This is a genomic window from Chromobacterium sp. FG22, assembly GCF_057809415.1.
The window spans coordinates 18,323-42,494 of sequence record NZ_JBMDJX010000027.1; the positions used below are offsets into that span (position 1 = coordinate 18,323).

The following is a 24,172-nucleotide window of genomic DNA, read 5'->3' on the forward strand; positions in this document are numbered from 1 at the left end:
GCAAACACGCCAATTCGGAGACCAAGATGAATATGCTCAAAGCTCGCTTCGCTCCCTTTCCGCTGGGCCTCGCCGCGCTGCTGCTCGCGGCGCCCGGCCACGGCGAAGACCTCCCGCAGATAGACAACCCGCCGCGGCTGCTGGCTATCCCGACCGCTCAGCCCGCCGGCGCGCTCAATACCGCCGCCCTGCTCCGCGCGCCGCTGGAGCTTGACCAGCCGCAGGCCGCCCCGCGCGAAGTCGCCTACGATCTGGACATCCGCTATCGCTACGGCTGGATTCGCAATCCTTCGCTGGAACGCCCCGGGCAGATCCATTACGACAAGGTCGCGCTGCGCAGCTACCTGCCCGGCGCGCTCAGCCCGGTCGCGACGCCGGCATCCTCTCAGCCCAGCGCCACGCCCTTCATCGCCCCGCTGATCGAGGTCTACCCCGGACAAACCGTGCGCATCGGCCTGAACAACAAGCTGAACCGCGACGCCGACGGCAAGCCCATCCGCGACCCCAGCTGTACCGACCAGGGCGGCAGCGGCAACCAGCCCCATTGTTTCAACGGCACCAATCTGCATACCCACGGGCTCTGGATCAATCCGGCGGGCAATAGCGACAATGTGCTGATCTCCATCAATCCCGGCGTCAGCTTCCAGTACGAGTACAACATTCCGCCCGACCACCCGGCCGGCACCTTCTGGTATCACACCCATCGCCACGGCTCCACCGCGCTGCAAGTGTCCAGCGGCATGGCCGGCGCGCTGATCGTGCGCGGCACGCGGCAACCCACCCAGCAACAGAACGGCGACATCGACACCCTGCTGCGGCCCTATGCCGGGGTCAACTTCCGAGAACGGGTGCTGGTGTTTCAGCAGATCCAGTACGCCTGCCGCTTCAAGGCCGGACAATACAAGGGCATGATCAAGACCTACGGCAACACCGCCACCCCGCCCAATGAGGAGGACCAACGCTATCGCTGCGACGGCGACGACGTGGGCGGCATAGAAGGCTACGACCAGTTCGGCCCCAAGACCTGGCAAGAGTCCGGCCGCTACACCAGCATCAACGGCGTGGTCTTGGGCAAGATGGCCCAGGCGCGGGCCGGCGACGTGGAACGCTGGAGAATGGTGCACGCCGGCGTGCGCGACACCATCAACCTGAAACTACGCCGCCTCAGCGACAATGCGCCGCCGCTGGCCGGCCTGTTCGCCAGGCAGATGGACGATTACGTCGCCCGCTATTGCAGCAGCGGCACGGAGCTGGACCTGCCCTTGATCGCCGCAGACGGCCTGACCATGGGCAAGGTGCAAACCCGCAAGAGCGTGGTGTTCCAGCCCGGCTATCGCTGGGACGCTCTGGTGTCCTTCCCCAGCTCCGGCAAATACTGCCTGATCAACGACGTCAAGGTCAGCAGCACCATAGACCGCTCGGCGCCGTCGGCCCGCTTGCTGGGCGTGGTGGACGTTGCGCCCGGCCAGGCTTCGCGTCCGTTGCAGGAGGTGTTGATCGGCGCCGCCCGCGCCCACTTTCCGTCCGCCGTCGCCACCAAGGTCAGCGCGGAACTGCGCAACGGGATGAAGCTGAGCAGCTTTGTGCCGCATCCGGACATAAGCCCCCAGGAAGTGACGGGGACCCAGACGCTGACGTTCAACATCGACGTGTCCCAACCCGGCGCCGCCTTCTTCCAGGTGGACGGCAAACCCTATGCCGGCGAACGCATAGACCGCACCCTGAAGCTGGGCGGCGTGGACGAGTGGACGCTGCGCTCCGACTTCGTCAGCCACCCCTACCATATCCACGTCAACCCGTTCCAGATCGTCAAGATAGTAGACCCCAAGGGCAAGGACATTAGCGCGGAAGGCGCGCCGGATTCGATGGACCCGGGCGATACGCAATACAGCGGCCTGAGAAACGTCTGGAAAGACACTCTGTGGGTGAAAAACATCGAAGCCAGCAATGATCCGAAAATTGCCGCGGCCGGCCGCTACACGATCACCATCCGCACCCGCTATCAGCGCTATATCGGCGACTTCGTGCTGCATTGCCATATCCTGGATCACGAGGACCAGGGCATGATGCAGAATATTCGCATCGCGCTGCCGGACGGCAGGGGCGGCACCGCCCTCGGCCATCACTGACCGGCCCGCCATGAAAAAAGCCCGCGACAGCGGGCTTTTTTACCGAAGGACGGCCGACTCAGAAGAAAATCAGCGTCATCAGCACGAACAGCGGCAGCAAGATGACGCAGGACCAGCCCAGATAGCCGAAGAAGCTCGGCATCTTCACATGGCGGTGCTCGGCGATGGCCTTGACCATGAAGTTGGGCGCATTGCCGATATAGGTGTTGGCGCCCATGAACACCGCGCCCATGGAGATCGCCAGCAGGGTGTCCGCCATCGGCCCCATCAGCACTTGGGCGTCGCCGTGGGCCAGGTTGAAGAACACCAGATAGGTGGGCGCATTGTCCAGGAAGCTGGACAGGATGCCGGTCATCCAGAAATACATGGCGTTGACCGGCTGGCCGTTGGCGTCGGACACCATGTGCACCAGGCCGGCCAGGTGGCCGTCGGCGCCGGCGCGCAGGATGGCGATCACCGGACCGATGGTGATGAAGATGCCGGCGAACAGCTTGCCCACTTCCAGGATGGGATCCCAGTTGAATTCATTGCCGGCGCGCACCTGCTTGGGCGTGATCCACAGCGAGGCGAAGGCCAGGCCGATCAGCGCCAGATCGCGGACGATGTTCTGCAACTCCACAGGGGTGCCCATGATGTCGAACACCACGCCCGGCTTCCAAACGCCGGACATCAGCACCGCGCCGACGATGCCGGCCAGCAGGAAGAGATTGCGCTTGCCGTGCAGCTTGATCGGCTTGTCCTTGGAACGGTCGATTTCCGGCAGCGCGCCCGCCTGCGCTTCCTTCTTGAAGAAATAGCTGTCCAGCGCGTAGAAAATGGCCAGCAGCGCCAGCGACAACACCAACACCGGCAGCGCCATATGCTGCACCGTCCAACCGAAGCTGACGCCTTTGAGGAAGCCCAGGAACAGCGGCGGGTCGCCCAGCGGGGTCAGACCGCCGCCGATATTGGCCACCAGGAAGATGAAGAACACCACCACGTGCACATTGTGCTTGCGCTTCTCGTTGGCGCGCAGCAGGGGGCGGATCAGCAGCATCGCCGCACCGGTGGTGCCCATGATGGAGGCCAGCGCCGTGCCTATCGCCAGAATGGCGGTGTTGAGTTTGGGCGAACCGTGCAAGGAGCCCCACACCAGGATGCCGCCGGACACGGTGTACAGCGAGAACAGCAGCACGATGAAGGGTATGTATTCGCCGAACAGCGCGTGGACGATCAACGCTGTCGAAGTGCCCAGGCCGTAAGACACGGCGAAGGGCGCCAGGAACAGCACGGTCCACACCGCGGTGATCTTGCCGAAGTGATGGTGCCAGATGCCCGGCGCGAATATGGGGAACAGCGCGATGGACAGCAGAATGCCGGCGAACGGCAGCCCCCAGGCCAGGCTCAGCGTGGCGCCGTCCAGTTCGGCGGCTTGCGCCAGCGCCGGCAGCAGGGCCAGCGCGGCGGCGCTCAAGAGTGTTTTGGTCATTTATCTTCCCGAGGGCATGACGCCCATTGATAAAAGCGCCATCGCCTGCTTCAAGACGAGCTTGGACAGGCTATGCAAAGTATGGATTCCGGCGATATTGTTGAAGCGCAAGAGCAGCCGGATGCCCTTGCGCTGACGCTTCCCAGTCAGGCCGGCATGCATCCGCGCGGCGCGGAAGCGGCGCGCTTGATTTAGGCCCAAACGGTTACAAAGCGTTACATCGTCCCATAACTCGGGCAGTCCGGACAAGGAAAACCGGTATCGGAAGCAAGTGTTTTTGCGAGATTGCCACGCTAATTAAGCATTTGATGAAACAAGGCCGGCGGCGCTACGCCGTCGGCCTTGTCTGCGGAGACGAACGCCTCAGCGCTGGATGAATTCGATCTTGTAGCCGTCCGGGTCTTCGACGAAGGCGATCACCGTGGTGCCGTGCTTCATCGGACCGGCTTCGCGCGTCACCTTGCCGCCCTTGGCGCGCACCATGTCACAGGCGGCGTAAGCATCCGGCACTTCGATGGCGATGTGGCCGTAAGCGTTGCCCAACTCGTAGGATTCGGTGTCCCAGTTGTGGGTCAGCTCCAGCACCGTCTGCTCTTCTTCCGCGCCGTAGCCGACAAAGGCCAGGGTGAAGCGGCCGTCCGGATAATCCTGGCGGCGCAGCAATTTCATATCGAGCACTTCCTGGTAAAACGCCAGCGAGCGCTCCAGATTGCCCACTCGCAGCATGGTGTGCAGTAAACGCATCATCACTCTCCTTAATTCATCAATCAAAATGGAACAGCCCGGCGCCGTGCAGCTTCAACCAGCGCCGCGCCGCCTGCCAGTCCGGGTACAGGCGCGCGGTCTCCGCCCAGAACGCCGGTGAATGGTTCATGTGTTCCAGATGGGCCAGCTCATGGGCGATCACGTAATCCAGTACCGCCGGCGGCGCCTGCAGCAAGCGCCAGTTCAGCCGGATCACCCCGGCCGCGGTGCAGCTGCCCCAGCGCGTGCGCGCCGACGACAGCTGCAGGCCGCTGGGCCGGCGCCGGCAGGCGCGCGCCAGTGCCTCCATCCGCGCCGGAAAACGCAAGGCCGCCTCTCGTTTGAAGAAACGGCATACCGCCTGCTTTAAAGCGGCCGCGTCGCCCTCGACGATACCGGTAACAATCAAGCCCTCCGCCGACAGCCTGGCCGTGCGCCGCACGCCGGCCGCCAGCACGATGGGCAGAGCCTGACCCTGCCAACTCAGTTGGCTGAGATCCTCGGCTTGCCGCCGCGCCTGCCTTTGCCGCGCCACATGGCCGGCGATCCAGTCGCGGCGCTCCAACAGCACTTCGCGCAGACGGGCGGCGCTGACCGCCGGATGCGCGACCAGCTCCACCCGGCCCGCGCTGACCCGTATGCCCACGCTTTTGCGCGGGCGCCGGGTCAGCACCACGTCCACCTCGCCGTCAGGCAGCGGCAGACGCAGCCAGACGTTTGCGCTTTTCATCCGCGTCCGCGAACGGGCCGACGCCGCCGATCTCGCGCTGGCGCGCCTCAATCCACTGCTCGGCTTCCTTCATCATCGCCTCGGGCCCCAGCTCTTCGCTCGGCACGATGGGCTTGCCCACCACCACGGTGATCTCGCCGGGGTATTTCAGGAAGGCGTTGCGCGGCCAGAATTCGCCGGCGTTGTGCGCCACCGGCACCAGCGGCATGTCGAACTGCTTGGCCATGCGCGCCGCGCCCAGCTTGTATTTGCCCGCCACGCCCGGCTTGGTGCGGGTGCCTTCCGGGAACACCGTGATCCAGAAGCGGTGGCGTTTGCGCTCCAGCCCCTGCTCCAGCAGGCGCTGGTTGGCGTTGGCGCGGTCGGAGCGGTTGATGATGATGGGGTTCATCAGCACCAGGCCCCAGCCGAACACCGGAATCCAGGTCAATTCGCGCTTGGCCACGTACACCTGCCACGGAAAGATCTTCTGCAAGGCCAGCGTTTCCCAGCCGGACTGGTGTTTGGAACAGATCACCGACGGCTGCTCAGGCAGGTTTTCCGCGCCCAGCACCTTGTATTTCAGGCCGATCACGTGTTCCAGCATCCACAGCAGGCTCAAGGCCCAGCTGACGCCGAACACATGGCGCGCGCGGCGCGGCAGCGGCGCGGACAGCAGCAGCAGGAAGAAGAAGAGCGGCGTGACGATCATCAGCACCAGCCAGTACAGCAGGTTACGAAGCCATAAACTCAGCATGCTTGGAACACTATCCTTTTCTGAAATCAACGTTCGCGGGAATCGATCAGATATTCCGCGGCGTCGTACAAATCGTCGAACACCAGGGTGCCGGCCGGCAGTTCGCCGTCGGCCAGCGTCTTGGCGCCCTTGCCGGTCTTGACCAGGATGGGCAGGCCGCCCACTGCCGCCACCGACTCCAGATCGCGCCGGCTGTCGCCGATCAGCGGCAAACCGTCCAGCTTCACATTGAAGCGCTCCGCGATCTCCAGCACCATGCCCGGCAGCGGCTTGCGACAGTCGCAGCCGGCGCTGGGGCCGTGCGGACAGAACAGCACCGCGTCGATGCGGCCGCCGGCCTGGCCCACCAGCCTATGCATCTTCTCGTGCATGGCGTTGAGCGCCTGCATGTCGAACAGGCCGCGGCCGATGCCGGATTGATTGGTGGCCACCACCACGCGCCAACCGGACTGGGTCAGATTGGCGATCGCCTCCAAACTGTGTTCGATCGGCACCCATTCCGCCGGCGATTTGACGAAATCGTCGCGGTCTTCGTTGATCACGCCGTCGCGGTCGAGTATCACTAGTTTCACGGTTTTCCCCGTCCAGAGCGCCGGGGCGGCCGCGGCCGCCCCATCGGATTACTCCGCCAGCAGCGAGATGTCCGCCACGCGGTTGAACAAGCCGGCCAGACGCGCCAGCAAGGCGATGCGGTTGTTGCGCACCGCGGCGTCGTCCGCCATCACCATCACGCCGTCGAAGAAGGCGTCCACCGGCGCGCGCAGCGAGGCCAGCTGAGTCAGCGCGGCGGCGAAGTCGCGGGCGGCGAACTTATCGTCCACCTGCGGCGCCAACTGCTCGACGGCGGCGAACAACGCCTGCTCGGCCGCTTCGCCCAGCAGCGCCGGATTCACCGCGCCCACTTCGCCTTCGGCCTTTTTCAGGATGTTCTTCACCCGCTTGTTGGCGGCGGCCAGCGCGGCCGCTTCCGGCAGCGCCTTGAAAGCGGCCACGGCGGACAAGACCGCGCGCACTTCCGCCAGCCGGCTGGGCGAGAGCGCCAGCACCGCGTCGATCTCGTCGCCCTTGTAATCGGCGGCGAGGAAGTTCTTCAGGCGGTCCATCATGAAGCCGAACACCTCGTCGGCCACGCTGGCGGACAGCTTGCCGGCCGGGAAGGCCGCGGCGACGATGTTCAGCAGCGCCTTCAGGTCCAGATCCGCGTCCAGCGCCATGCGCACCACGCCCAGAGCGGCGCGGCGCAGGGCGAACGGATCCTTGTCGCCGGTGGGGATCAGGCCTATGCCCCAGATGCCGACGATGGTTTCCAGCTTGTCCGCCAACGCCACCGCGGTGGCGATCTTGCCTTCCGGCAGCGTGTCGCCGGCGAAACGCGGGTGGTAATGGCCTTCGATGGCGGCGGCCACTTCGGCGTGCTCGCCGTCGAACTGGGCGTAATACATGCCCATCACGCCCTGCAGCTCGGGGAATTCGCCCACCATGCCGGACACCAGGTCGGCCTTGGCCAGGTAGGCGGCGCGGGCGGCCAGCGCGGCGTCGGCGCCCAGCTCATGGGCGATGGCGCCGGCGATGCTCTGCAAGCGCTCCACGCGCTCCAGCTGCGAACCGATCTTGTTGTGGTAGACCACATTGGCCAGACGCGGCAGCCGGCTGTCCAGCCGCGCCTTCTGGTCCTGTTCGAAGAAGAACTTGGCGTCGGACAGGCGCGCGCGCAGCACGCGCTCGTTGCCGCCGACGATGAAGGACGGGTCCGCGGTTTCCAGGTTGGACACCAGCAGGAAGCGGTTCATCAGCTTGCCGGAGGCGTCCAGCAGCGGGAAGTATTTCTGGTTCTGCTGCATGGTCAGGATCAGGCATTCCTGCGGCACGCGCAGGAATTCGGCCTCGAAGCCGGCTTCCAGCACCACCGGCCATTCCACCAGGCCGGTCACCTCGTCGAACAAGGCCTCCGGCGCGGCGATGGTGGCGTTCAGGCGGGCGGCGGCCTCGGCCAGCTTGTGGCGGATCAGTTCGCGGCGCGCGTCGAAACTGGCCACCACCTTGCCGGACTCATGCAGGGTGCGGGCGTAGGCGTCGGCGTTGGCCACGGTCACTTCGCCCTCGGACAGGAAGCGATGGCCGCGGGTGCGCTGGCCGCTTTGCAGGCCCAGCACCTCGCCCGGCACCACCGCGTCGCCGTGCAGCATGATCAGGCCGTGCACCGGACGCACGAACTGCACGTCCAGGCTGCCCCAGCGCATCAGCTTGGGCGCCGGCAGCTTTTTCAGCGCCAAGGCCACCACATCGGCCAGCACCGCGGCCAGCGGCTGGCCCTGCTTGACGCTCTCGTAGACGTACACGTCCTGCTTGCCGTCGCTCATCGTGGACAGCGCGGACACGTCCACGCCGCAGGAGCGGGCGAAACCGGCCAGCGCCGGCGTGGGCTGGCCGTCTTTCATGCCGGCGGCCACGGCCGGGCCCTTGCGGCTAATCTTCTGGTCCGGCTGCAAGGCGGCCACATCGGCCAGCTGCACCGCCAGGCGGCGCGGCGAGGCGTAGACCGTCGCTTCGGCGTCGGCCGGCGCGAACTGCATCTTTTTCAGTTCGTCGCCTATGGTCTGGGCAAAGCTGGCGGCCAGCTTTTCCAACGCTTTGGGCGGCAGCTCCTCGGTGAGCAGCTCAATCAGCAATGTCTGGTTCATATTCACTCTAAAACTTAACGCTTGGCGGCCCCGGCGGCTTCGCAGATCACCTTCATCATGGCGTCGGCGACCGATCCGTTATACACGGGCTGCCATTTCCAGGCGTGACGCGGCACTGGAAACAGGGTTGAGAACAGGTGCTTGTTGTTGCGATCGAAATAATCGGAACTGACAAACACGTACTGGTACTTGCCGCAGTCGGCGTAGCCTACGCTGCGGCGGATATTGAATTTCAGCTTGTAGCTTTTCTCGTACTGGATCTTGTCGAACCGTTCCTGGTTGACGAAGTGCACCAGCCCGTCCTGCCCCAGCCACAGCGAATTGCCGTCTATCGCCAATTGCAGCGCCTTGCCGTCCTGATACGCCACCCAGTCGGCGGCGGGCTCGGCCTGCGCCGGCAGCGCCAGCGCGGCGCACAGACATGCGAAAAAGGCCTTCATGCGCATTCCCTCTGTCAAGAAACGGCCGGGGCGGCAAGCCAAGCTCAGGCCTGCCGGCACATCGGGAAACCCAGCGCTTCGCGGGCGTCGTAATACGCCTGCGCCACGCCGCGGGACAGGGTGCGGATGCGGCCGATATAGGTGGCGCGTTCGGTCACCGAGATCGCGCCGCGCGCGTCCAGCAGGTTGAAGGTGTGCCCGGCCTTGAGAATCATCTCGTAGGCCGGCAGCGGCAGGCTGGCCTCCAGCAGCGACTTGGCCTCGGCCTCGTAGTCGTTGAACTGGCGGAACAGCAGCTCGACGTTGCTGTGTTCGAACGCGTACTTGGACTGCTCCACTTCGTTCTGGAAGAACACATTGCCGTACGTGACCGGCTGGCCGTCCGGCAGATGGGTCCAGATCAGGTCGTAGACGTTCTCCACGCCCTGCAGATACATGGCCAGACGCTCCAGACCGTAGGTGATCTCGCCCAGCACCGGCTTGCAGTCCAGGCCGCCCACTTGCTGGAAGTAGGTGAACTGGGTCACTTCCATGCCGTTCAGCCACACTTCCCAGCCCAGGCCCCAGGCGCCCAGGGTCGGGTTTTCCCAGTCGTCCTCGACGAAGCGGATATCCTGCACCGTCGGATCCAGGCCCAGCTCCTTCAAGGAACCCAGATACAGTTCCTGGATATTGGACGGAGCCGGCTTCAGCACCACCTGGAATTGATGATGCTGGAACAGGCGGTTGGGGTTCTCGCCGTAACGACCGTCCGCGGGTCGGCGCGACGGCTGCACATAGGCCGCGTTCCACGGCTCCGGCCCCAGCGCCCGCAGAAAGGTGGCGGTGTGGGAAGTCCCCGCGCCCACTTCGGTGTCGTAAGGCTGCAGCAAGGCGCAGCCCTGGCGGTTCCAATAGTGCTGGAGCGTGAGGATGATTTCCTGGAAGGTAAGCATAGAGGTGGCAAGCAAAGTGAAAAGTCAAAGGCAGATTCTACCGCCTAGCGCCCCCCGCGCAAAGCCAAGCCGTTGGCGGCAAATCAAAAAGGCCGGCGAAACGCCCTCGCGCCGGCCCGCCTCGCGCTGCGGCGCCCTCATTTGCCCGCCGCCGGCACCATATCCCGGAACTTGCGCTGGGTGTATTTGGCGTAGATGCGCTCCACGCTGCCGTCGCGGATCAGATCGCCTATCGTCGCGTCCAGCCTGGCCGCCAGCGCCGCCTGCCGGGCGCTGAAATTGGGCGACAGATCGGTGCGGTCTATCACCGGCTGCAAGATCTCCACGTTCGGCCGCAGGGAGGCGCCCCACACATCGCACAAGACGAACCGACGATGGCCGCCGGTCAGCATCGCGTACAGCTGATCCTCGTCGTTGCTCGGCTCCAGCTTCCAGTTGGGATAGTTCAGAATCTTCGACGTATAGGTATAACCGCGCACCATGCCCACCGCCTGGCCTTGCACCAGTTTCCAGTCGAAGGATTTGACCGGCGAGCCGCGCTTGACGCACAAAGCCACCGGATAGCTGGAATAGACGTTCTTGAAGCGCGGCGTCTGAGCGGCCACTTCATTATCTATCACCGCGTCGTAGTCGCCGGTCTTGACGCCGCGCAGGCAACGCTCCCAAGGCGCGGCCTCCATCGTCACCGGCACTTTCATCCGGCGGAAGGCCTCTTGCAGCACGTCGTGGCTGATGCCGGAATCCACCTTGCCGTTCTTCACATAGCTGAACGGCTGCCACTCCACCCCGCACAGTTTGATCGGGGCCTGCGCCGCCGCGCCCGCCGCCAGCAGACAGGCCCCAGCAGCCGTCATCCCTAGACTCGCCCGCATCGGCCTCTCCTTTCGTCCCGCTGTCCGCGACGATTTGTTATATGCCGGATCCGCGGCAATGCAAAGCCTGCGCCGCCAGCCGATCTGCCAGCGCCCGCCCCTTGGCCAGACAGTCCGGCAGCGACACCCCGTCCAGCCAGTTGGCGCAGACATGCAGGCCGCGCTCGCTCGCGGCCGCCGCCAGCGGCCGCAAGGCCGCCATCGCCGCCGTGCCCTGCGGCAGCGCCTGCGGCCAACGCACGATGCGCTGACTCAAGGGTTCGCCCTCCAGGCCGAACAGGCGCGCCAGCTCCAGGTTCAAGCGCCGCAACAAGGCCTGATCCGGCAAAGCGGCCAACTCCGCCTGGCGACGGCCGCCGATGAAGCTGGTCAACAAGCGCGAGCCGGGCGCCGCCGTATGCGGATAAATCCGGCTGGACATCAAATGCCCCAAGGCCAAAGCCTGCTCGCTGGCCGGGTGCAAGCCGCCGAAACCCTCCAGCGGCCGGCGCAGCGTCCGCTCCGCCGCCACGGTGGCCACCACGGTCAGCGGCGCATAGGGCAGCGCCGCGCAGGCCCGCGCCCATTCCGGCTCGCAGGGTTCCAGCAGCCGCGCCGCCTGCGGCGCCGGCAAAGCCAGCACCACCGCGCTGGCCGGCTGCGGCCCCTGCGGCGTCCACAAGCGCCAGCCCTCGCCCGCGCGTTCCAGCGCCAGCGCCGGACAGCCCAGCCTCACGTCCAGATCTCTCGCCAGCCGCTCCGCCAGGCTGGACAGCCCGCCCGCCAGCGTGCACATCCGCTTGCGCCGGATCTCGCCGCGCCGCCAGCGCCGCCACATGCCCAGGGCCAGCGATCCCGCCTCCCGCTCCGCCGCCGCCAATGCGGGCAGGCATTCCCTCATCAGCAATTCTTCCGGATCGCCGGCGAACACGCCGCCGATGAACGGGTCCACCAGAGTGGCCAGCACCTCCTCGCCCAAGCGGCGCCGAAAAAAGGCCGCCACCGTTTCCGACGCGCCCGGCTCGGCGGGGCGGCGCCAAGGCTCGCTCAACAGCCGCCATTTGGCGCCCGGGCTGAAATAGCCGCCGGCCAACAGGGAGGCGGGACCGTCGGGCAAGGCGCGGTAATGGCCGTGCCGCAGCACGAAGCGCCGCTGCGGCCCCGCCGCCGGCGCCAAGGGCGTCAGTCCCAGCTCCAGCAGCCATTGCCACAAGGCCTCGTCCGCCAGCAAAGTATTGGGCCCCGCCTCCATCAAGCCCGGCGCCAGGTCCAGACTCAGCACCTTGCCGCCCACCCGGTCGGACGCCTCGTACACCACCGCGTCCACGCCGCGCCGGCGCAACTGCCAGGCGCAGGCCAGGCCGGACATTCCCCCGCCGATCACCGCAATCATTTCCCGTCCCCCTCAAAGCCAAAAGGCCGCCTAGCGGCGGCCCTCGATGGAAGACAGTATGCGGCAAGACGCCGGCCGGCCAATTGATCCGCCGCAAGCCGGCGCGCCGGCCTAGCGTTCCGGCGGGAACACGCCGCGTTGCTCGGCCTGCTCCAAGGCCTGCTCCAGCCATCCGGCCGCGGCGCGGCAGCCCTGCCTGACCCCCGGCATCACGCGCTCCAGCACCTGGGACTTGCGCACCTGCTGCTCCTTCCAGCCCTTGCCGTCGGAGTGCAGGTTCAACAAGGCCGGCGCCAGCCGGTCTATCGCATTGGCGAAACGCGCCTCCGCGGTAAAGCCTTGTTCGAACTCGTCCCACAAAGCCAACATTTCCTCCGCCTGCGCCTGCGGCAGCAGGTTGAACACCTGAGCCGCGCCGGCGCGTTCGGCCTCTTTCTCCTCAGGGCCTTCTCCTCGGTCGAATACGCTGACGTCGCCGGCGACGATTTCGCCGACATCGTGCACCAGCAAGAGCCTGACCACTCGGTCCAGCGCCACCGGCTCGTTGGCGTGCGGTTGCAAGGCCATGGCGAGCATCGCCACCTGCCAGCTGTGCTCGGCGGAGTTTTCCCGCCTCTGCTGCGAAGCGATCCAGTTTTTGCGGATCACTTCTTTCAATTTATCCAGTTCAAGGAAAAACTGGATGCTCTGGCTTAAGGCGGCATTACTCGTCATCACGGCTCCTGTGGATGCGGCGGCTCGCGTTCCGGCTCAGCGCCAGGGTCGGCCCGACAATGCCAAAACGATCAAAACCATTTCAATTCTACTCTATTTTCATAAACATCCATCAGGAACCGCTGACGCTCGAAGCCAGGGCCGCCTTGCCCGCCACGGGGTTGCCATCGTCGCCCACCAACAAAAAACGGACTTCCGCCTGCTCGACGGCGCAGGACGGGGACGAATCCAAGGCCAGCGTCTCCGCCGTTAAGGGCGCCACCATCTCCGCCGCCAATGGCTGCGCCGGCGCCCCGGCGCAGGCCAGCTCCAGCGCGCGGAAGGTGGCGTAATAAGGGCTGGCGTTGTCGATGCGCACACGCGGACCGTCCGTCCGCTGCTCCAGGGTGAAACGCAGTTGCTCCGGCAAGTCCTCAACCGAGACGGGCAGCTTGGCCGGCCGCATCAAAACCTTCATCTGAGTCCGCAGCGTGACGGTCAGCGTCTGCGCATCCGCCGGCAAATCCGTCCTCGCCGGAGGGATTTCGTACAGGTTCAACCAGAACAGCGACTCGCGATCCACGGGCAAGGGCACGCCGGTGGCGAGCAGGCGCAGACTGATCTGTCCCTTCGGGTTCAAGCGGAAGATAGGCGGAATGGGCATCACCGCCGCGCCCGCCGCTCCGGCCGCGTCCGGGCCGGACTCCAAATGACCGTCGTCGACCCAGGCCTGCACCACCACCGGATAGGGGTTGAGATTGACCAGTTGCAGCGATTGCTCGGCGCCGCCGGCCTCGAACACCACCCGTGTCGACTCCGCCATCAGCCCGGCCCAACTGCTGCCGCACAATAGGCACAACAGACCGCCCGCGCTCCAGCGCGCCCATGCGCTACTGGACACGGACCACCACTTGCGCGGTCGCGTTCAAGGAACCCGGCTTGACCTTCTTGCCCGGCAGGCGGATCAGCGTCGCGCTCATCCGGGCACGGTAATGGGTCAGACCGCTCTGGTTACTCGTCGCTTCCGCGTCCTGCAACACCGGATACCAGCCGTCTGGGGCTCCGCCGCCGGTGATCAGCTCATTGCTCAACAGGTTCAAGCGCTGGCCGCCCGGCCGGCTCAAGGCCACGCCCACGCCGGTGGCCACGGCGGGGTTGACCCCGTAACCGTCGGACAGCAGATGCGTGACCCCACTACCGCCGGGGGCGCCCAAGCCTTCTTTCAAGGCCGCTTGGTAATTGTCGGCTTGCACCAACACCCCCATCGCCGTCTGTCCCGTTCTGGTTCCGCTTTGAAAACCGGACAGGCCGATATTGGCCGGCGAGCCCGTCTGGCATTGCAGGTTGATCTCGATCGGCAGCGTACGTTGCCCGCCCTTCTCCATCTCAACCGCGCTGATGGACGGGAAAAGCACCACCGGCGTCACCATTTCCACCCGACAGCTGGCGGTTCTGCGGATCTTGACGGTGTTATACGGGTTGATGGCGCCGGGCCAGGCGTTGTAGAAACCGGACCAATTGTTTATGTGATCGGCGCCTATAAACAAACCTGGCGACCAGCCGCCGCCTTGAAACGCGCTGTAAGCTATCGGCTGGCTATTTACCCAGCTCTGGCCAAGCTCGCTATCCTGCCAGACTATATCCGGATAGCCCTTCGCCTCGCTGTATTTGAAAAACTCCACCTTGTAGTTGCTGAAATGCTTGACCTTGATCAGAAGCCACTTCTGTGAATCGATGTCTTCAGCCGTCAGTTTCAATGCTCGGCGTTTCCACTTCCGCGTCGCATGCTCTCCGGTATTCAGATTGGTCACTCGCGAAATCAGCCCGCGCTGCATCGTACGGTAAGAATCCGCCAGCCCGATGGCGCTGCCCACCTCATCCCTGCCGGCCCATTCGTTGTCGCCATTGGTCGAGTAGTATTCAAACAGTTTTCCCTCTTCTTCTTTCGTGCAACGGAATAGCACTTGTTCCGGCGTATAGCCGCCGATATTGCCGAAACCCAAGTCGTAAATGCTCAACACCTTGCTGCCCAACAAGGTGCCGTCAGGCTGGAATATCTCGTTATTGATATTGAGGGTCATCGCCATCGCCTGCTGCCCTGCATCGTCTCGCGCGCCCTCCCACAACCGTACCACCCCCTTGCCCGGTTCAACATAATCCACATCGTTGGGATTGATCGACGGCGCGGCGCGCGACACGCGATAGCACGCGGCCTCCGCCTGCGCGCTCCACAACCCTCCCAGCAGCAGGGCCAATAAGGCCGCCGCGCCATGCCTCCGCGCCGCGGCGTCAGTTTGAAATTTCATCTTGGTCCTCATTGTTTGAGCGGCGGCGCGCACTCCGCCTCCAGGCGGATAATCGGCCGGCTTGGCGCGTCGCCGGCCAGTTCATACGGCAGCGCGCACTGCCTGTCCGCCTCTTTGCCCCACTTCACCAGCAGGCGCGCCTTGCGGGAGGCCACCCGCGCATAGGCCTGCCCGCCCTGGCCCACCATGCCGATATTGGAGCCGTCTTCCGCGTACACCATCGCGCCCATGGGCAGGGCCTGGCCGTTTGCCAGCCGCCCCTTGATCAACAGCGCCTGGCCGCGGCGGGTGGCGAACTTCAGCCTGACCGCCGCGCCGGCGTAAGGCGCGGTGCGCAATTGGTCGCCTTGCAGCTCCACGCCATCGGCCAGGCCCTTGCTGTCCAGCGACACGTCGTTGTAACGGTAAGGGGTCAGCGACGGGATCAGCGCGTAACCGGCGCGGTCCACCTTGGCGCCCATGCCGTAGCGCACTTCCGCGCCTTTGGCGCCCGGCGCTTCCACCAGGCCGAAGGTTTCGCTCAGATAGGGGCCGAAGGTCACGCCGCCGCGGTGCACCGCCACCGCGCCGCGCGCGCTGGCGCCGGTTTGGGTGAAATTGCGTCCGCGCGAATAACTGCCGCCCACGGTGACCAGCGGGAAACGCTTTTGCACATTGCCGCCCAATGCGGTGGCGCTGTTTTGCGAGGTCTGCGACACGTTGACACCGTAGCTGACCGTCTGCGCCTCGTCCGCGGTGCCGCTCAAGGACAGTTGCAGATTGTTTTCACCGTCGCTGCGGCTGGTCGAGGCCGCCAACATCGGCGCGCGCCGGACCTTCCCCAAGGGCATGGATAGATTGAACATCACCGTATTGCGCACCCGTCCGCTGTCCAGCGGCTGAAATCTGGAGCCGCCGTCTTGCGACTGCCCCATGCGCTGGCGCGCCACCGATACCCCGTAACTGATGGAACGGAACTGGTTCTGATAGCTGAGTTGCAGCTGGGTGTCCCGCTCCTTGCCGTTGTAGTAATCGCTGATCGCGGCGGACAGTCCCAGGCTGCCGTAATCGCCCAGCCGCTGGTTGACGCTGACGGTGAACTGGTTGCGCTGCTGGAAGCTGCCGGAGTTCCAGGTCCGGCCCTGCTTATAGGCTTCGCGCGCGCCCAGCGCGTCGACCAGATCGCGGTAGCCGCGAGTGGAGTAGCGATAACCCGCCAAAGTAATGGACGTGGCGGTGGGTTGGATGGTGTGGCTGTAAGTCAGCGCCGCGCGCCAGCCGTGGATCTGGCTGCCGTCGCTGTCGCGGGAGCGCGACAATGTGGCGTCCGCGCCCAAGGCGCCGTAGCGAGACCCCCACACCGCCCCGCCCAGCAGCGCGACGTAATCGGACGCCGCCCGCGCGCCCATATTGGCGGTCAAGGCGTTGCTGACGCCGCGCTGATAAGTGAAATCGGCGAACACCGGCTTGTCTTCCAGCGTATTGCGCAGCTGGCCCACCGTCAGGCTGTAACGCGTCTGGCCCGGCCGCATCGATCCCGGCACCGCGGCAAACGGCACGGTGAAACGCTTCACCTGTCCGTCCGCCTCCGTCACCTCCACCTCCAGGTCGCCCTGATAACTGGTGGGGAACAGATCGTCGATCACGAAGGGCCCGGGCGCCACCACGGTCTGATAAATTTCCTGCTTGCCCTGACGCACCACCACCCTGGCGTTGGTGTCCGCCACGCCCCGCACCACCGGCGCGTAGCCGCGCACGGCTTCCGGCAGCATCCGGTCGTCGCTGCGTAGCTGCACGCCGCGATAGCTGAGCCCGCTCAGCAGGCTGCCGCCGGTGGAACTGTCTCCTAACGTCAGCTCGCTCTGCAGGGCGGGCAAGGCGCGCTGCACATAGCTGCGGATATGATTCCAGCGTCCGCCTCCGGCCATGCCGCTGCTGTAGTTGGATTGCTGGCGCAAACGCCACAGCCCCAGGTTCACCCCGGCGTCGGCGGAAACGTAGTGATAGGTGTTGCTGATATCGCCGGTGCTGGAGCGGTAGCTGTTGGCGTCGTAGTTGAGGAAGCCGATGGCCGCGCCGACGTCCAGATCCTCTTCCGCCACGTAGCCGCGCGGCAGCCGTTTCATCGCCGCCTGCGGCACCGACAGATTCAGACGCAGCCGCGGCAGGTCGAACTCGCTGCCGGCGCCGGGAATGCGCAGCGCCAGCGGCCAACACGCCGCCGCGTCCTCCTCGTCCGGCGGCAAGCTTTCGGGCAAGACCCCGGCCTTGATCAGGAAAGCCCGATCCAGACAAGCGGACGTGGGGTGGTCTTCCTCGCGCCGGAAGCTCACGGTTTGGCGAGAGTAAAACGTGTTGTTGACGAAAACATCCACCAGGTACTCGCCGGGGTCTACCTGGCTGGGCTTGTTGAAGCGCTCGATGTCGTCCGCCAGCGAGTTGCCTTGCAGCAGCCGCTTGTCGAAACGGTAAGCCAAGAGCGCCGGCGCGGCCTCGGCCGTACCCGGCTCGGCCCAGACCAAGCCAGGCGACAGGCAGACCGCGCCGGCGGCCAGCATGGGGGGAAGACCAGGAAGCCACTGGCCGCGATAGGAAGTTGAAGTCATATCCGGGGAATCACTCCGCTGCCACGGCGGCGGACTCGACTTCGTTCACGCCGCCGTAATCATTGACATGCTTAAAACGCACGGAGAGCGGCGCGCTGGTCTGCGTCAGCCCCGATACCGGCCAACTGGCTCGGGAAAACGGCGCCAGCATGTCCGCCTTGAAAGCGTGGGCCTTGCCGCCGCTCATCACTTGGCCGCCCATCAGCGACAGGTAGTAGCCGCTGCGGTTGTCCGCGACCAATTGCCATGCGCGGCCCTGGCGTTGCAAGGAGAAACGCAGTTGCTCCGGCGCCTGCTCAACCCGGCCCTGAATGCCCGCCGGGCGATAAAACAGCTTGAGCCGACTGCGCAGCATCACCAGCATCTTGTTTTGCTCCGAGAACTCGCCGGTGACCGACGGGATCTGCAGCATGTTGAAGTAGTAGACCGACTCCCTGTCCTGCGGCAGCTCGCTGCCGTCGAACACCAACCGCACGGTCTGACCCGCCTTGGGCTCCATGCGGAACACCGAAGGCGTGGCGGCGAACGGCGCCGTAGCGTGCTCCGGCGTGGAGTCCACGTCGCCGGAATCCAGCCAGACCTGGACCACATTGGGCGTGGCGTCTTCATTGCTCAACTGAATGCTGCTCTCGCGAGCCTGGCCGGGATAAACGATGCGGGTGTTGTTCAGCACCACGCTGGCCCAGGCCGCCGGCCACGCCGCCAGCAGAATCAGCCCCGGCAGCAGTGCGCGCCGGAGCGCGGCGGCGCTAAACGCGCCGCGCTCCGGCTGACTGCCGCTAGGTTTACAAGTAGGAAACCGCATACTGTACGCTGCCCAGCACCGACCCTGCGGTGGCGGCGCCTTCGGCGTAGTAGCGGACGGCGAACTTGTGCTCGGCCTTGGTTTCGCCTTCCTTCAATACCAGGCCGGACGCCTTGTAACCGCCGGTCAGGTTGAACGGAGCATCCGGCGTGATCGCGGGATCCAGCAATTGCAGAGCAACGTTCTTGGCGGTGCCGACGTTGCCGATATTGCCGTCCTTAGTCAGGCTGTTGGCGACAAACACGGTCTTGATCTCGGTGCCGCCGCTGGGCGCCGCTTCACAACCGGTCAGGCGGATGGTGAAGTCGGTTTGCCCCGCCACCGCGCCCAACGCGCTCAGGCTGGTCGTCGGCACCGTCGGCAACAGAACCAGCGGGCTGCTTTCATTGCCGTTGATATCCACCTTGCAAGTTTGCGAGGACACTTCGCCCTGGAAGTTGATGGTGTTATCCGCCAGCGCTAAAGCCGGCAGAAATAAACTGGCCAAAACGACGATCTTTTTCATGAAACGACTCTCCATTGATATTTAAATATCTTCAATTTCAAACTCGCCGAAAATCCTTTTAATCGAGCCCAAAATAAAGACAGGCCGATTGTACTTAGCCCCCCTAAACGGACAAATAGGATTTTTCCTAAAAAAATCATGGCGACACAAAAAAAACGCAAACGCATTTACCAAAAACGAATTTACAATAATGATAAAATTAATATATTCATAACAAGCAGAATATTCTCAAAAATTACATAATGGATCTATTTATAGATAACCAAAACCACCAACACAGTCCCCTGCTTACATGGGTGCCATCCAGGCAATATGCGCCGTCCGCTCAGCCAGTATTGCCATATCTTGCGCCACATCAGTGTTTTCGAACCGAGCTTGGCTCTGACATCTCCAAGGCCATGAGCGCCCCCTCCTAATGAATTCATCTCAGACAGTGTTATGTTTTAATACTATCCTTAACAGCTAACACCCTATCCATTTCACAAAATAACCTATCAAAACTTCAGAGAACATCATGTCAAGCGCCACGCCTGGCAGGAGAGTTTATAAAAACAAAAAACCCCTTGTCCCGCCAAGAGGACAAGGGGCCATGCCATACAACTAATCCCAGCTATCTACAACAGCAAGACAACCATCAAGCAAGCTGACACTACATGTCGAACCGGTTCACGATCTCACGCGCAAGAGCGAGACAAAACCTTGCGGCTGAGAAATTTGGACAGGCTCTTAAAACGACGACAAGGCCATCGCTCTGGCCACCGCTTCACTAAGCTTGGTGCCATCAGGCAATACCGCGCTATTCAACAAGCGCTCATGAATGAGCCTGGCTTGTTCGGCCTGGCCCGCGGACTGCAATAACAAGCTCTGCGCATATTGGCCGGGGAAGCTGTCGGGGTTCAGTCCCAAAGCCCGTCTGGCGGACTGCTGGGCTTCTTGCAAATGCCCCTCCATGATCGCGACGATGGCGAGGCCGCCATGGGTATCGGCAAAGTTCCTATCCAGCCGCAAGGCTTCCAGCAAAGCCTCCTTGGCCTGCGCAGGTCGATTGCTCAAGATTCGACACCAGGCCAGCACATGCCAACTGCCCACATGCCCCGGCATCGAACGCAGTGCTTGAGCCACGCTGGACTCCGCCTCATCCAGTTTGCCTTCCAGCATGGAAACCAGACCCAGCCCCATCTGCGCCCGGCCTGAATTCGGCTTGCTGGCGCAGGCCTGCCGCAACAAGGGGCTTGCGACGGTCAGGTCCTGCTTGCTTAAGGCCAACATGCCCAACACTGTCGCCGCATCCGGATCGGAAGGCGAAAGCTCCAAGACTTGACGAGCGATGCGTTCCGCAGCGGCCAGATTCTCTTGATCCAGATATAAGGTCGCCAACAAACCATACAGACTCAGGTGCTCAGGAAACTGCCGCAAAGCCGTTTCCGCCGCTACAACCGCATCCTCCAGCCGGCCTAAAAAGTGCAAGGCGCGGACATGCAAGGGGCCGGCTTGAGGCAAGAGCGCCAAACTCTTGGACGCTCTGGCGGCTTGGGGCTCCGCCTCCTCATAACGCCCTTGCAACATCAGCGCGTAGGCCAGGTTGTAGAATAAGGCGGGCTCCTCCCAAGCTTCGTCCCGCAAGGCCTGGAACACCGCCACCGCCTCGTCAAGACGTCCCTGCCGCATCAAGGCGACGCCCTGCAAGGAGCGGCCGCCAAAGTGTCCCGGCGCCGCCGCGAACAATTGCCGCAGAGCGGCTTCATGCTCATGCAGGCTGCCGGCCTGCAAATGGAGATCGGCCAGTTCGAGCAGCAAATGAGGATTGGCCGGATCGGCCGCTAGATAAGCCTGTAATTGGCTTAATCGCTGATTGGGTTCGGTCATCATGCTTGCTTATGGGATTCTTGCAATTGCTGCCGCAAGTACGCGGCCAGCTTTTCATATTGGGGGTGCTGACGAAGGGCCGCAGCCACATCCGCCACCAAGCCGCCGAAAGCCGGATCCGTTGCCGCGCCGGCGCCAAACTCTTCCGCAAGCAAAGCGCGCACATGCACTTCCAGCACGCGCGACTCCGCATCGGGCCAGCTTGGATCGATCGCCCGCAACTGCTTGGCAATCTGTCGACGCACGTCGGCGCTACCAGCAGCCTTGGCCGTGCCGGCCGCCGGCGCGGATTTTGATCCGGCCGGCCTTTGGCCCTCTACCGATCGGTTTCTGGCCAACAAGCGCTGTAAAATACTGGCTTTGTCTATCGGCTCCATCGGTTCAATTCCAGCCAAACACCCGCATCAATGTAGCTTATCGTCTCCGCTGGAGGCGTACCCTCGCAGCAGCAAGTTGCCTGCCGAGGCGCCCGCGGCCGGCTCGGCCTCCACCATCGGCGCCTCAGAGCCGGCGCCCTGCTGGGCATCGATCTGCGCCAGAATCCGCCGCATGTCCTCGTTCAGCATGGGCGCGGCCTGGTTGGCCGCGATGCCTCGCGTCAAGTGCTCCCGGCAATCGGCAAACTCATCCCGGATCAGATGCAGCAGGCCTTGGCGAAACAGTTGCAGCGGATGATCCTCCGCCAACTCGCCCAGCCCTTGCCACGCTTGCTCGGCCCGGTCCGGCTGCCCCTGCGTCAAATGCAACAGGCCCAACTGGAAAACCGCCATCACCAGCCCCGGCTGCAAAGCCACCGCCTGCTCCATTTCGACCACCGCGCGGTCAAACAAGCCGATCTGCGCATACTCCGCTCCCAGCAAGTAACGCAGGCGGGCATCTTCGCCATCGTTTCTCACCCCCTGCTTCAGCAGCGCCACCGCTTCCGCATGTTGCTGGCTTTCCATCGCTTGCAAAGCCAACTGAAAAAGCTCTTCCTGATCCAATACCGCGTAATCCATTAGTACTCCATTTCAACACATCGCCGCATCAGAACGGCAGCACGCTCATGAAAAAACGAGTCAGCCAGCCGGGCTTGGCGAACAAGCTCTGATTACCGGCGGTCTGCTGCTCCAATCGAACATCCGTGACCTTGGTGGAGGACACTAGGTTGCCAGGCAGGATGTCGCGAGGATTGACTGTCCCGGACAGCCGGATCTGCTCGCTATCCTCGTTTATCTGGACCTGCTTCTCACCGCTCACCCGCAAATATCCGTTCGCCAGAATCCCCACCACGGTCACTGAGATGGAACTGGTAAAACTGCTGCTGTTGTTGCGGCTGCCTCGGCCATCCATCTTCTCGCCGCCGGAGGCGCTCAGTTCGCCGGACAAGGACTTCTTTCCCGGGGACCAGCCAAACATCCGGTTGATTGCGGGAGCGTCCATTTCCACTCCGATCTCGTTGCCTAGCCGAGTATCCCGGCTGCCTCTGGCCTCTTCGGACAAGCTGGAACTGGCGCGCTCCTGAATCACCACCGTCAGGCTGTCGCCAACGCGGGACGGCACATCGTCGCGGAAATAGGAACGATAACGGCCAGGCTGATACAGACTGCCGGGGGTGGTCTGCGCCATGGGAACAGGCGCGGGATCCGCGCTGGTCGGCCCGGAAACCAATGGCTTGGGCGTTGCTACACATCCGCCCAGCGCGGACAAGACGGTAAACAACAACATTATTCTGGCACAACAAGACATAATCGGTCTTTCAATTGGACGGCAGTCCATCCGCAGCAAGCGAAACCAAGGGCTCGTCTCTACCGCTCGACAGCACACGCCTGTAACAGTCTTATCTCGTCCGCGGCGGAAAAGTTTAGGCGCCTCACGCATCTTTATCAGGCCTCCCTCTCTTTCGCCGAAGACAGGCTGGCGCGCAAGGCGGCCAAGCCTTCCTTGTGCAACTGCGAAACCCGCCCCTTGCTCAGCCCTATCAGCTGAGCGATCTCGGAAAACGGCACCCCGTTCAGATAGTGCAATCGCAGCACTTTTTGCGCTTTGTCCGGCACCCCGCTCAAGCCGGCCAACAAGTCCCGCTTCGTTTCCTTTAACTCCAGCGAACGGTAGGCCAGATCCTCGGACGCCGGTTCCGGCTCGGCCAAATACATCCCGCTGTCCTCCAGCATGAAACCGATGGCCAGCCCCACCGACAGCTCCCGCAAAATATCGAAGGGTTCCGCCGCATCCGGCTCCATCGCCTCAACCCGCTCCTGCAAGGCTTTCCGGCGCGCGGACGCTTGGCTCGCCACTTCCGACGTTCGCGCCAGCTGATCCAAGATCGCCCCCCTAATCCGATATTCGGCATAGGTCTTGAACGCCACGCCGCATTCGGGACGATAACGGTCAATCGCCTCCAGCAGCCCTATCACCCCCCAATGGAACACATCGTGAAACTCGTAACTGTCCCCCACCCGCCGCGCATAAATCCGCGCAGCCAGAATGCGCACCAAGGGCTGATGAGCCTCCACCAAAGCGGCTCGGGCTTCGGCTGAGGCGGCGGCGGCTTGGAGCACATCGCGCGCCTCAGCATCCAAGGACGAATTCAGGGCGGGCATCGCGGATCATGAGCCGCCGGACAACACCGCCCTGGCCACCAGCGTCCAACCGTCGATCAATACAAACATCAGCACCTTGATCGGCAAAGCAATGGAAACCGGAGGCACCATCATCATCCCCATCGCCATCAAAACGCTGGAAACGATGATGTCCACTAGAAGGAAAGGCAGGAAGATCACGAAACCGATTTGGAAGGCCAGCCTAAGTTCGCTCAACAGAAAGGCAGGCACCACATGCACTAGACTGATGGATTCGGCATTGTCGGGCATGTCCTTGCCCGCGCTGCTCAGCACAAAGCTCATATCCTGCTCGCGAGTCCGGCCTATCATGTATTCCTTCATGATGACGCCTCCTTGCCGCAGAGCGGACGAAGCCGGCAAACGTTGCTGGTACAAGGGCGTCACCACCTGCTGATCCAGCTTCTCGAAGGTGGGCCCCATGGACAGCAAGGTCAGGAACGCGGCCAGCATGATCAACACCACATTGGGCGGGGTTTCCTGCATGCCCATCGCGTGCCGCAACATGGACAGCACGATCACGATGCGGGTAAACGAAGTCATCGCCACCATCATGCCCGGCAGCAAGGCCACCAAGGTCAACGCCAGCACGATGTTGACCGCCTGACTGACGCCTGCGCCGTTCAGCGCCACGTCCACCATTTGCGTTTGGGCGTTGGCCGCCAGGGGCAGCCAGCAAAGCGCCCAAATCCATTGCTGCATTTT

General features: G+C 63.6%; 24 protein-coding genes. 1 reads left to right on the plus strand and 23 read right to left on the minus strand.

Going from position 1 to position 24,172, the window contains the following annotated elements; genetic code table 11:
* Positions 1-26: 26 nt before the first annotated feature.
* Complete coding sequence (locus tag ACODSD_RS20305) at positions 27-2,129, plus strand: multicopper oxidase family protein (RefSeq protein WP_488878159.1); 2,103 nt, start codon at positions 27-29, stop codon at positions 2,127-2,129.
* A gap of 58 nt (positions 2,130-2,187) precedes the next feature.
* Here ACODSD_RS20305 and ACODSD_RS20310 read toward each other — a convergent pair whose 3' ends face one another.
* The 23 genes from ACODSD_RS20310 to fliP form a co-directional block, all read right to left on the minus strand.
* Complete coding sequence (locus tag ACODSD_RS20310; RefSeq protein WP_107798304.1) at positions 2,188-3,597, minus strand: sodium:proton antiporter; 1,410 nt, start codon at positions 3,595-3,597, stop codon at positions 2,188-2,190.
* A complete protein-coding gene (locus tag ACODSD_RS20315; protein ID WP_253314291.1) occupies positions 3,598-3,846 on the minus strand; it encodes a hypothetical protein in 249 nt (82 codons plus the stop codon).
* A 114-nt stretch (positions 3,847-3,960) separates the two neighbouring features.
* On the minus strand, positions 3,961-4,341 hold the full coding sequence (gene gloA, locus ACODSD_RS20320; protein ID WP_107801660.1) for a lactoylglutathione lyase: 381 nt from the start codon (positions 4,339-4,341) through the stop codon (positions 3,961-3,963).
* Between the two features lie 19 nt (positions 4,342-4,360).
* On the minus strand, positions 4,361-5,071 hold the full coding sequence (locus ACODSD_RS20325; protein ID WP_227107131.1) for a M48 family metallopeptidase: 711 nt from the start codon (positions 5,069-5,071) through the stop codon (positions 4,361-4,363).
* Positions 5,031-5,807 carry a lysophospholipid acyltransferase family protein gene (locus ACODSD_RS20330; protein WP_107798303.1) on the minus strand — a complete coding sequence of 259 codons (777 nt, stop codon included), beginning with the start codon at positions 5,805-5,807 and terminating at the stop codon, positions 5,031-5,033. The genes ACODSD_RS20325 and ACODSD_RS20330 overlap by 41 nt, the downstream gene beginning before the upstream one ends.
* A 26-nt stretch (positions 5,808-5,833) precedes the next feature.
* Positions 5,834-6,379 carry a D-glycero-beta-D-manno-heptose 1,7-bisphosphate 7-phosphatase gene (gmhB, locus tag ACODSD_RS20335; protein WP_019103520.1) on the minus strand — a complete coding sequence of 182 codons (546 nt, stop codon included), beginning with the start codon at positions 6,377-6,379 and terminating at the stop codon, positions 5,834-5,836.
* Between the two features lie 48 nt (positions 6,380-6,427).
* Complete coding sequence (glyS, locus tag ACODSD_RS20340) at positions 6,428-8,488, minus strand: glycine--tRNA ligase subunit beta (protein WP_488878160.1); 2,061 nt, start codon at positions 8,486-8,488, stop codon at positions 6,428-6,430.
* Positions 8,489-8,502: 14 nt separating this feature from the next.
* Positions 8,503-8,928: a surface-adhesin E family protein gene (locus tag ACODSD_RS20345; RefSeq protein WP_227107127.1), complete on the minus strand. Its 426-nt coding sequence runs from the start codon at positions 8,926-8,928 to the stop codon at positions 8,503-8,505.
* Positions 8,929-8,972: 44 nt separating this feature from the next.
* Positions 8,973-9,863 carry a glycine--tRNA ligase subunit alpha gene (glyQ, locus tag ACODSD_RS20350; RefSeq protein WP_107798300.1) on the minus strand — a complete coding sequence of 297 codons (891 nt, stop codon included), beginning with the start codon at positions 9,861-9,863 and terminating at the stop codon, positions 8,973-8,975.
* 137 nt (positions 9,864-10,000) lie between these two features.
* Positions 10,001-10,735, minus strand: a complete 735-nt coding sequence (locus ACODSD_RS20355; protein WP_488878161.1) for a substrate-binding periplasmic protein — start codon at positions 10,733-10,735, stop codon at positions 10,001-10,003.
* A gap of 37 nt (positions 10,736-10,772) precedes the next feature.
* Positions 10,773-12,107, minus strand: coding sequence for a protoporphyrinogen oxidase (hemG, locus tag ACODSD_RS20360; RefSeq protein ID WP_488878162.1), 1,335 nt, complete (start codon positions 12,105-12,107; stop codon positions 10,773-10,775).
* A 111-nt stretch (positions 12,108-12,218) separates the two neighbouring features.
* The gene (locus ACODSD_RS20365; RefSeq protein ID WP_227107123.1) at positions 12,219-12,821 is read right to left on the minus strand and encodes an HD domain-containing protein; all 603 of its coding nucleotides are present in this window, start codon (positions 12,819-12,821) and stop codon (positions 12,219-12,221) included.
* Positions 12,822-12,933: 112 nt separating this feature from the next.
* The gene (locus tag ACODSD_RS20370; protein ID WP_253314294.1) at positions 12,934-13,701 is read right to left on the minus strand and encodes a fimbrial biogenesis chaperone; all 768 of its coding nucleotides are present in this window, start codon (positions 13,699-13,701) and stop codon (positions 12,934-12,936) included.
* Positions 13,691-15,139, minus strand: coding sequence for a fimbrial protein (locus ACODSD_RS20375; protein ID WP_488878163.1), 1,449 nt, complete (start codon positions 15,137-15,139; stop codon positions 13,691-13,693). The genes ACODSD_RS20370 and ACODSD_RS20375 overlap by 11 nt, the downstream gene beginning before the upstream one ends.
* The gene (locus tag ACODSD_RS20380) at positions 15,115-17,691 is read right to left on the minus strand and encodes a fimbria/pilus outer membrane usher protein (RefSeq protein WP_488878164.1); all 2,577 of its coding nucleotides are present in this window, start codon (positions 17,689-17,691) and stop codon (positions 15,115-15,117) included. Before ACODSD_RS20380 ends, ACODSD_RS20375 begins: the two co-directional genes overlap by 25 nt.
* Positions 17,692-17,701: 10 nt before the next feature.
* Complete coding sequence (locus ACODSD_RS20385; RefSeq protein ID WP_488878165.1) at positions 17,702-18,496, minus strand: fimbrial biogenesis chaperone; 795 nt, start codon at positions 18,494-18,496, stop codon at positions 17,702-17,704.
* Entirely contained in the window at positions 18,477-19,001 is a 525-nt protein-coding gene (locus ACODSD_RS20390; protein ID WP_488878166.1) for a fimbrial protein, read from the minus strand. The genes ACODSD_RS20385 and ACODSD_RS20390 overlap by 20 nt, the downstream gene beginning before the upstream one ends.
* Positions 19,002-19,727: 726 nt before the next feature.
* Positions 19,728-20,867, minus strand: coding sequence for a tetratricopeptide repeat protein (locus tag ACODSD_RS20395; RefSeq protein WP_253314298.1), 1,140 nt, complete (start codon positions 20,865-20,867; stop codon positions 19,728-19,730).
* Positions 20,867-21,244, minus strand: coding sequence for a hypothetical protein (locus ACODSD_RS20400; RefSeq protein ID WP_488878167.1), 378 nt, complete (start codon positions 21,242-21,244; stop codon positions 20,867-20,869). The genes ACODSD_RS20395 and ACODSD_RS20400 overlap by 1 nt, the downstream gene beginning before the upstream one ends.
* Positions 21,245-21,271: 27 nt before the next feature.
* Positions 21,272-21,865, minus strand: a complete 594-nt coding sequence (locus tag ACODSD_RS20405; RefSeq protein ID WP_486636618.1) for a hypothetical protein — start codon at positions 21,863-21,865, stop codon at positions 21,272-21,274.
* 28 nt (positions 21,866-21,893) lie between these two features.
* Entirely contained in the window at positions 21,894-22,475 is a 582-nt protein-coding gene (locus ACODSD_RS20410) for a flagellar basal body L-ring protein FlgH (RefSeq protein ID WP_474455801.1), read from the minus strand.
* A gap of 257 nt (positions 22,476-22,732) precedes the next feature.
* On the minus strand, positions 22,733-23,449 hold the full coding sequence (locus ACODSD_RS20415; RefSeq protein ID WP_253314301.1) for a sigma-70 family RNA polymerase sigma factor: 717 nt from the start codon (positions 23,447-23,449) through the stop codon (positions 22,733-22,735).
* Between the two features lie 6 nt (positions 23,450-23,455).
* Positions 23,456-24,169, minus strand: a complete 714-nt coding sequence (fliP, locus tag ACODSD_RS20420) for a flagellar type III secretion system pore protein FliP (RefSeq protein WP_235084191.1) — start codon at positions 24,167-24,169, stop codon at positions 23,456-23,458.
* Between the last annotated feature and the right edge of the window lie 3 nt (positions 24,170-24,172).

Bases quoted from the DNA above. Each gene is read 5' to 3' on its own strand.
- ACODSD_RS20305 (WP_488878159.1), top strand. From the start codon at position 27: ATGAATATGCTCAAAGCTCGCTTCGCTCCCTTTCCGCTGGGCCTCGCC.
- ACODSD_RS20310 (WP_107798304.1), bottom strand. From the start codon at position 3,597: ATGACCAAAACACTCTTGAGCGCCGCCGCGCTGGCCCTGCTGCCGGCG.
- gloA (WP_107801660.1), bottom strand. From the start codon at position 4,341: ATGCGTTTACTGCACACCATGCTGCGAGTGGGCAATCTGGAGCGCTCG.
- ACODSD_RS20325 (WP_227107131.1), bottom strand. From the start codon at position 5,071: ATGAAAAGCGCAAACGTCTGGCTGCGTCTGCCGCTGCCTGACGGCGAG.
- ACODSD_RS20330 (WP_107798303.1), bottom strand. From the start codon at position 5,807: ATGCTGAGTTTATGGCTTCGTAACCTGCTGTACTGGCTGGTGCTGATG.
- glyS (WP_488878160.1), bottom strand. From the start codon at position 8,488: ATGAACCAGACATTGCTGATTGAGCTGCTCACCGAGGAGCTGCCGCCC.
- ACODSD_RS20345 (WP_227107127.1), bottom strand. From the start codon at position 8,928: ATGAAGGCCTTTTTCGCATGTCTGTGCGCCGCGCTGGCGCTGCCGGCG.
- glyQ (WP_107798300.1), bottom strand. From the start codon at position 9,863: ATGCTTACCTTCCAGGAAATCATCCTCACGCTCCAGCACTATTGGAAC.
- ACODSD_RS20355 (WP_488878161.1), bottom strand. From the start codon at position 10,735: ATGCGGGCGAGTCTAGGGATGACGGCTGCTGGGGCCTGTCTGCTGGCG.
- hemG (WP_488878162.1), bottom strand. From the start codon at position 12,107: ATGATTGCGGTGATCGGCGGGGGAATGTCCGGCCTGGCCTGCGCCTGG.
- ACODSD_RS20365 (WP_227107123.1), bottom strand. From the start codon at position 12,821: ATGACGAGTAATGCCGCCTTAAGCCAGAGCATCCAGTTTTTCCTTGAA.
- ACODSD_RS20380 (WP_488878164.1), bottom strand. From the start codon at position 17,691: ATGACTTCAACTTCCTATCGCGGCCAGTGGCTTCCTGGTCTTCCCCCC.
- ACODSD_RS20385 (WP_488878165.1), bottom strand. From the start codon at position 18,496: ATGCGGTTTCCTACTTGTAAACCTAGCGGCAGTCAGCCGGAGCGCGGC.
- ACODSD_RS20390 (WP_488878166.1), bottom strand. From the start codon at position 19,001: ATGAAAAAGATCGTCGTTTTGGCCAGTTTATTTCTGCCGGCTTTAGCG.
- ACODSD_RS20395 (WP_253314298.1), bottom strand. From the start codon at position 20,867: ATGACCGAACCCAATCAGCGATTAAGCCAATTACAGGCTTATCTAGCG.
- ACODSD_RS20400 (WP_488878167.1), bottom strand. From the start codon at position 21,244: ATGGAGCCGATAGACAAAGCCAGTATTTTACAGCGCTTGTTGGCCAGA.
- ACODSD_RS20405 (WP_486636618.1), bottom strand. From the start codon at position 21,865: ATGGATTACGCGGTATTGGATCAGGAAGAGCTTTTTCAGTTGGCTTTG.
- ACODSD_RS20410 (WP_474455801.1), bottom strand. From the start codon at position 22,475: ATGGCGCAGACCACCCCCGGCAGTCTGTATCAGCCTGGCCGTTATCGT.
- ACODSD_RS20415 (WP_253314301.1), bottom strand. From the start codon at position 23,449: ATGCCCGCCCTGAATTCGTCCTTGGATGCTGAGGCGCGCGATGTGCTC.
- fliP (WP_235084191.1), bottom strand. From the start codon at position 24,169: ATGCAGCAATGGATTTGGGCGCTTTGCTGGCTGCCCCTGGCGGCCAAC.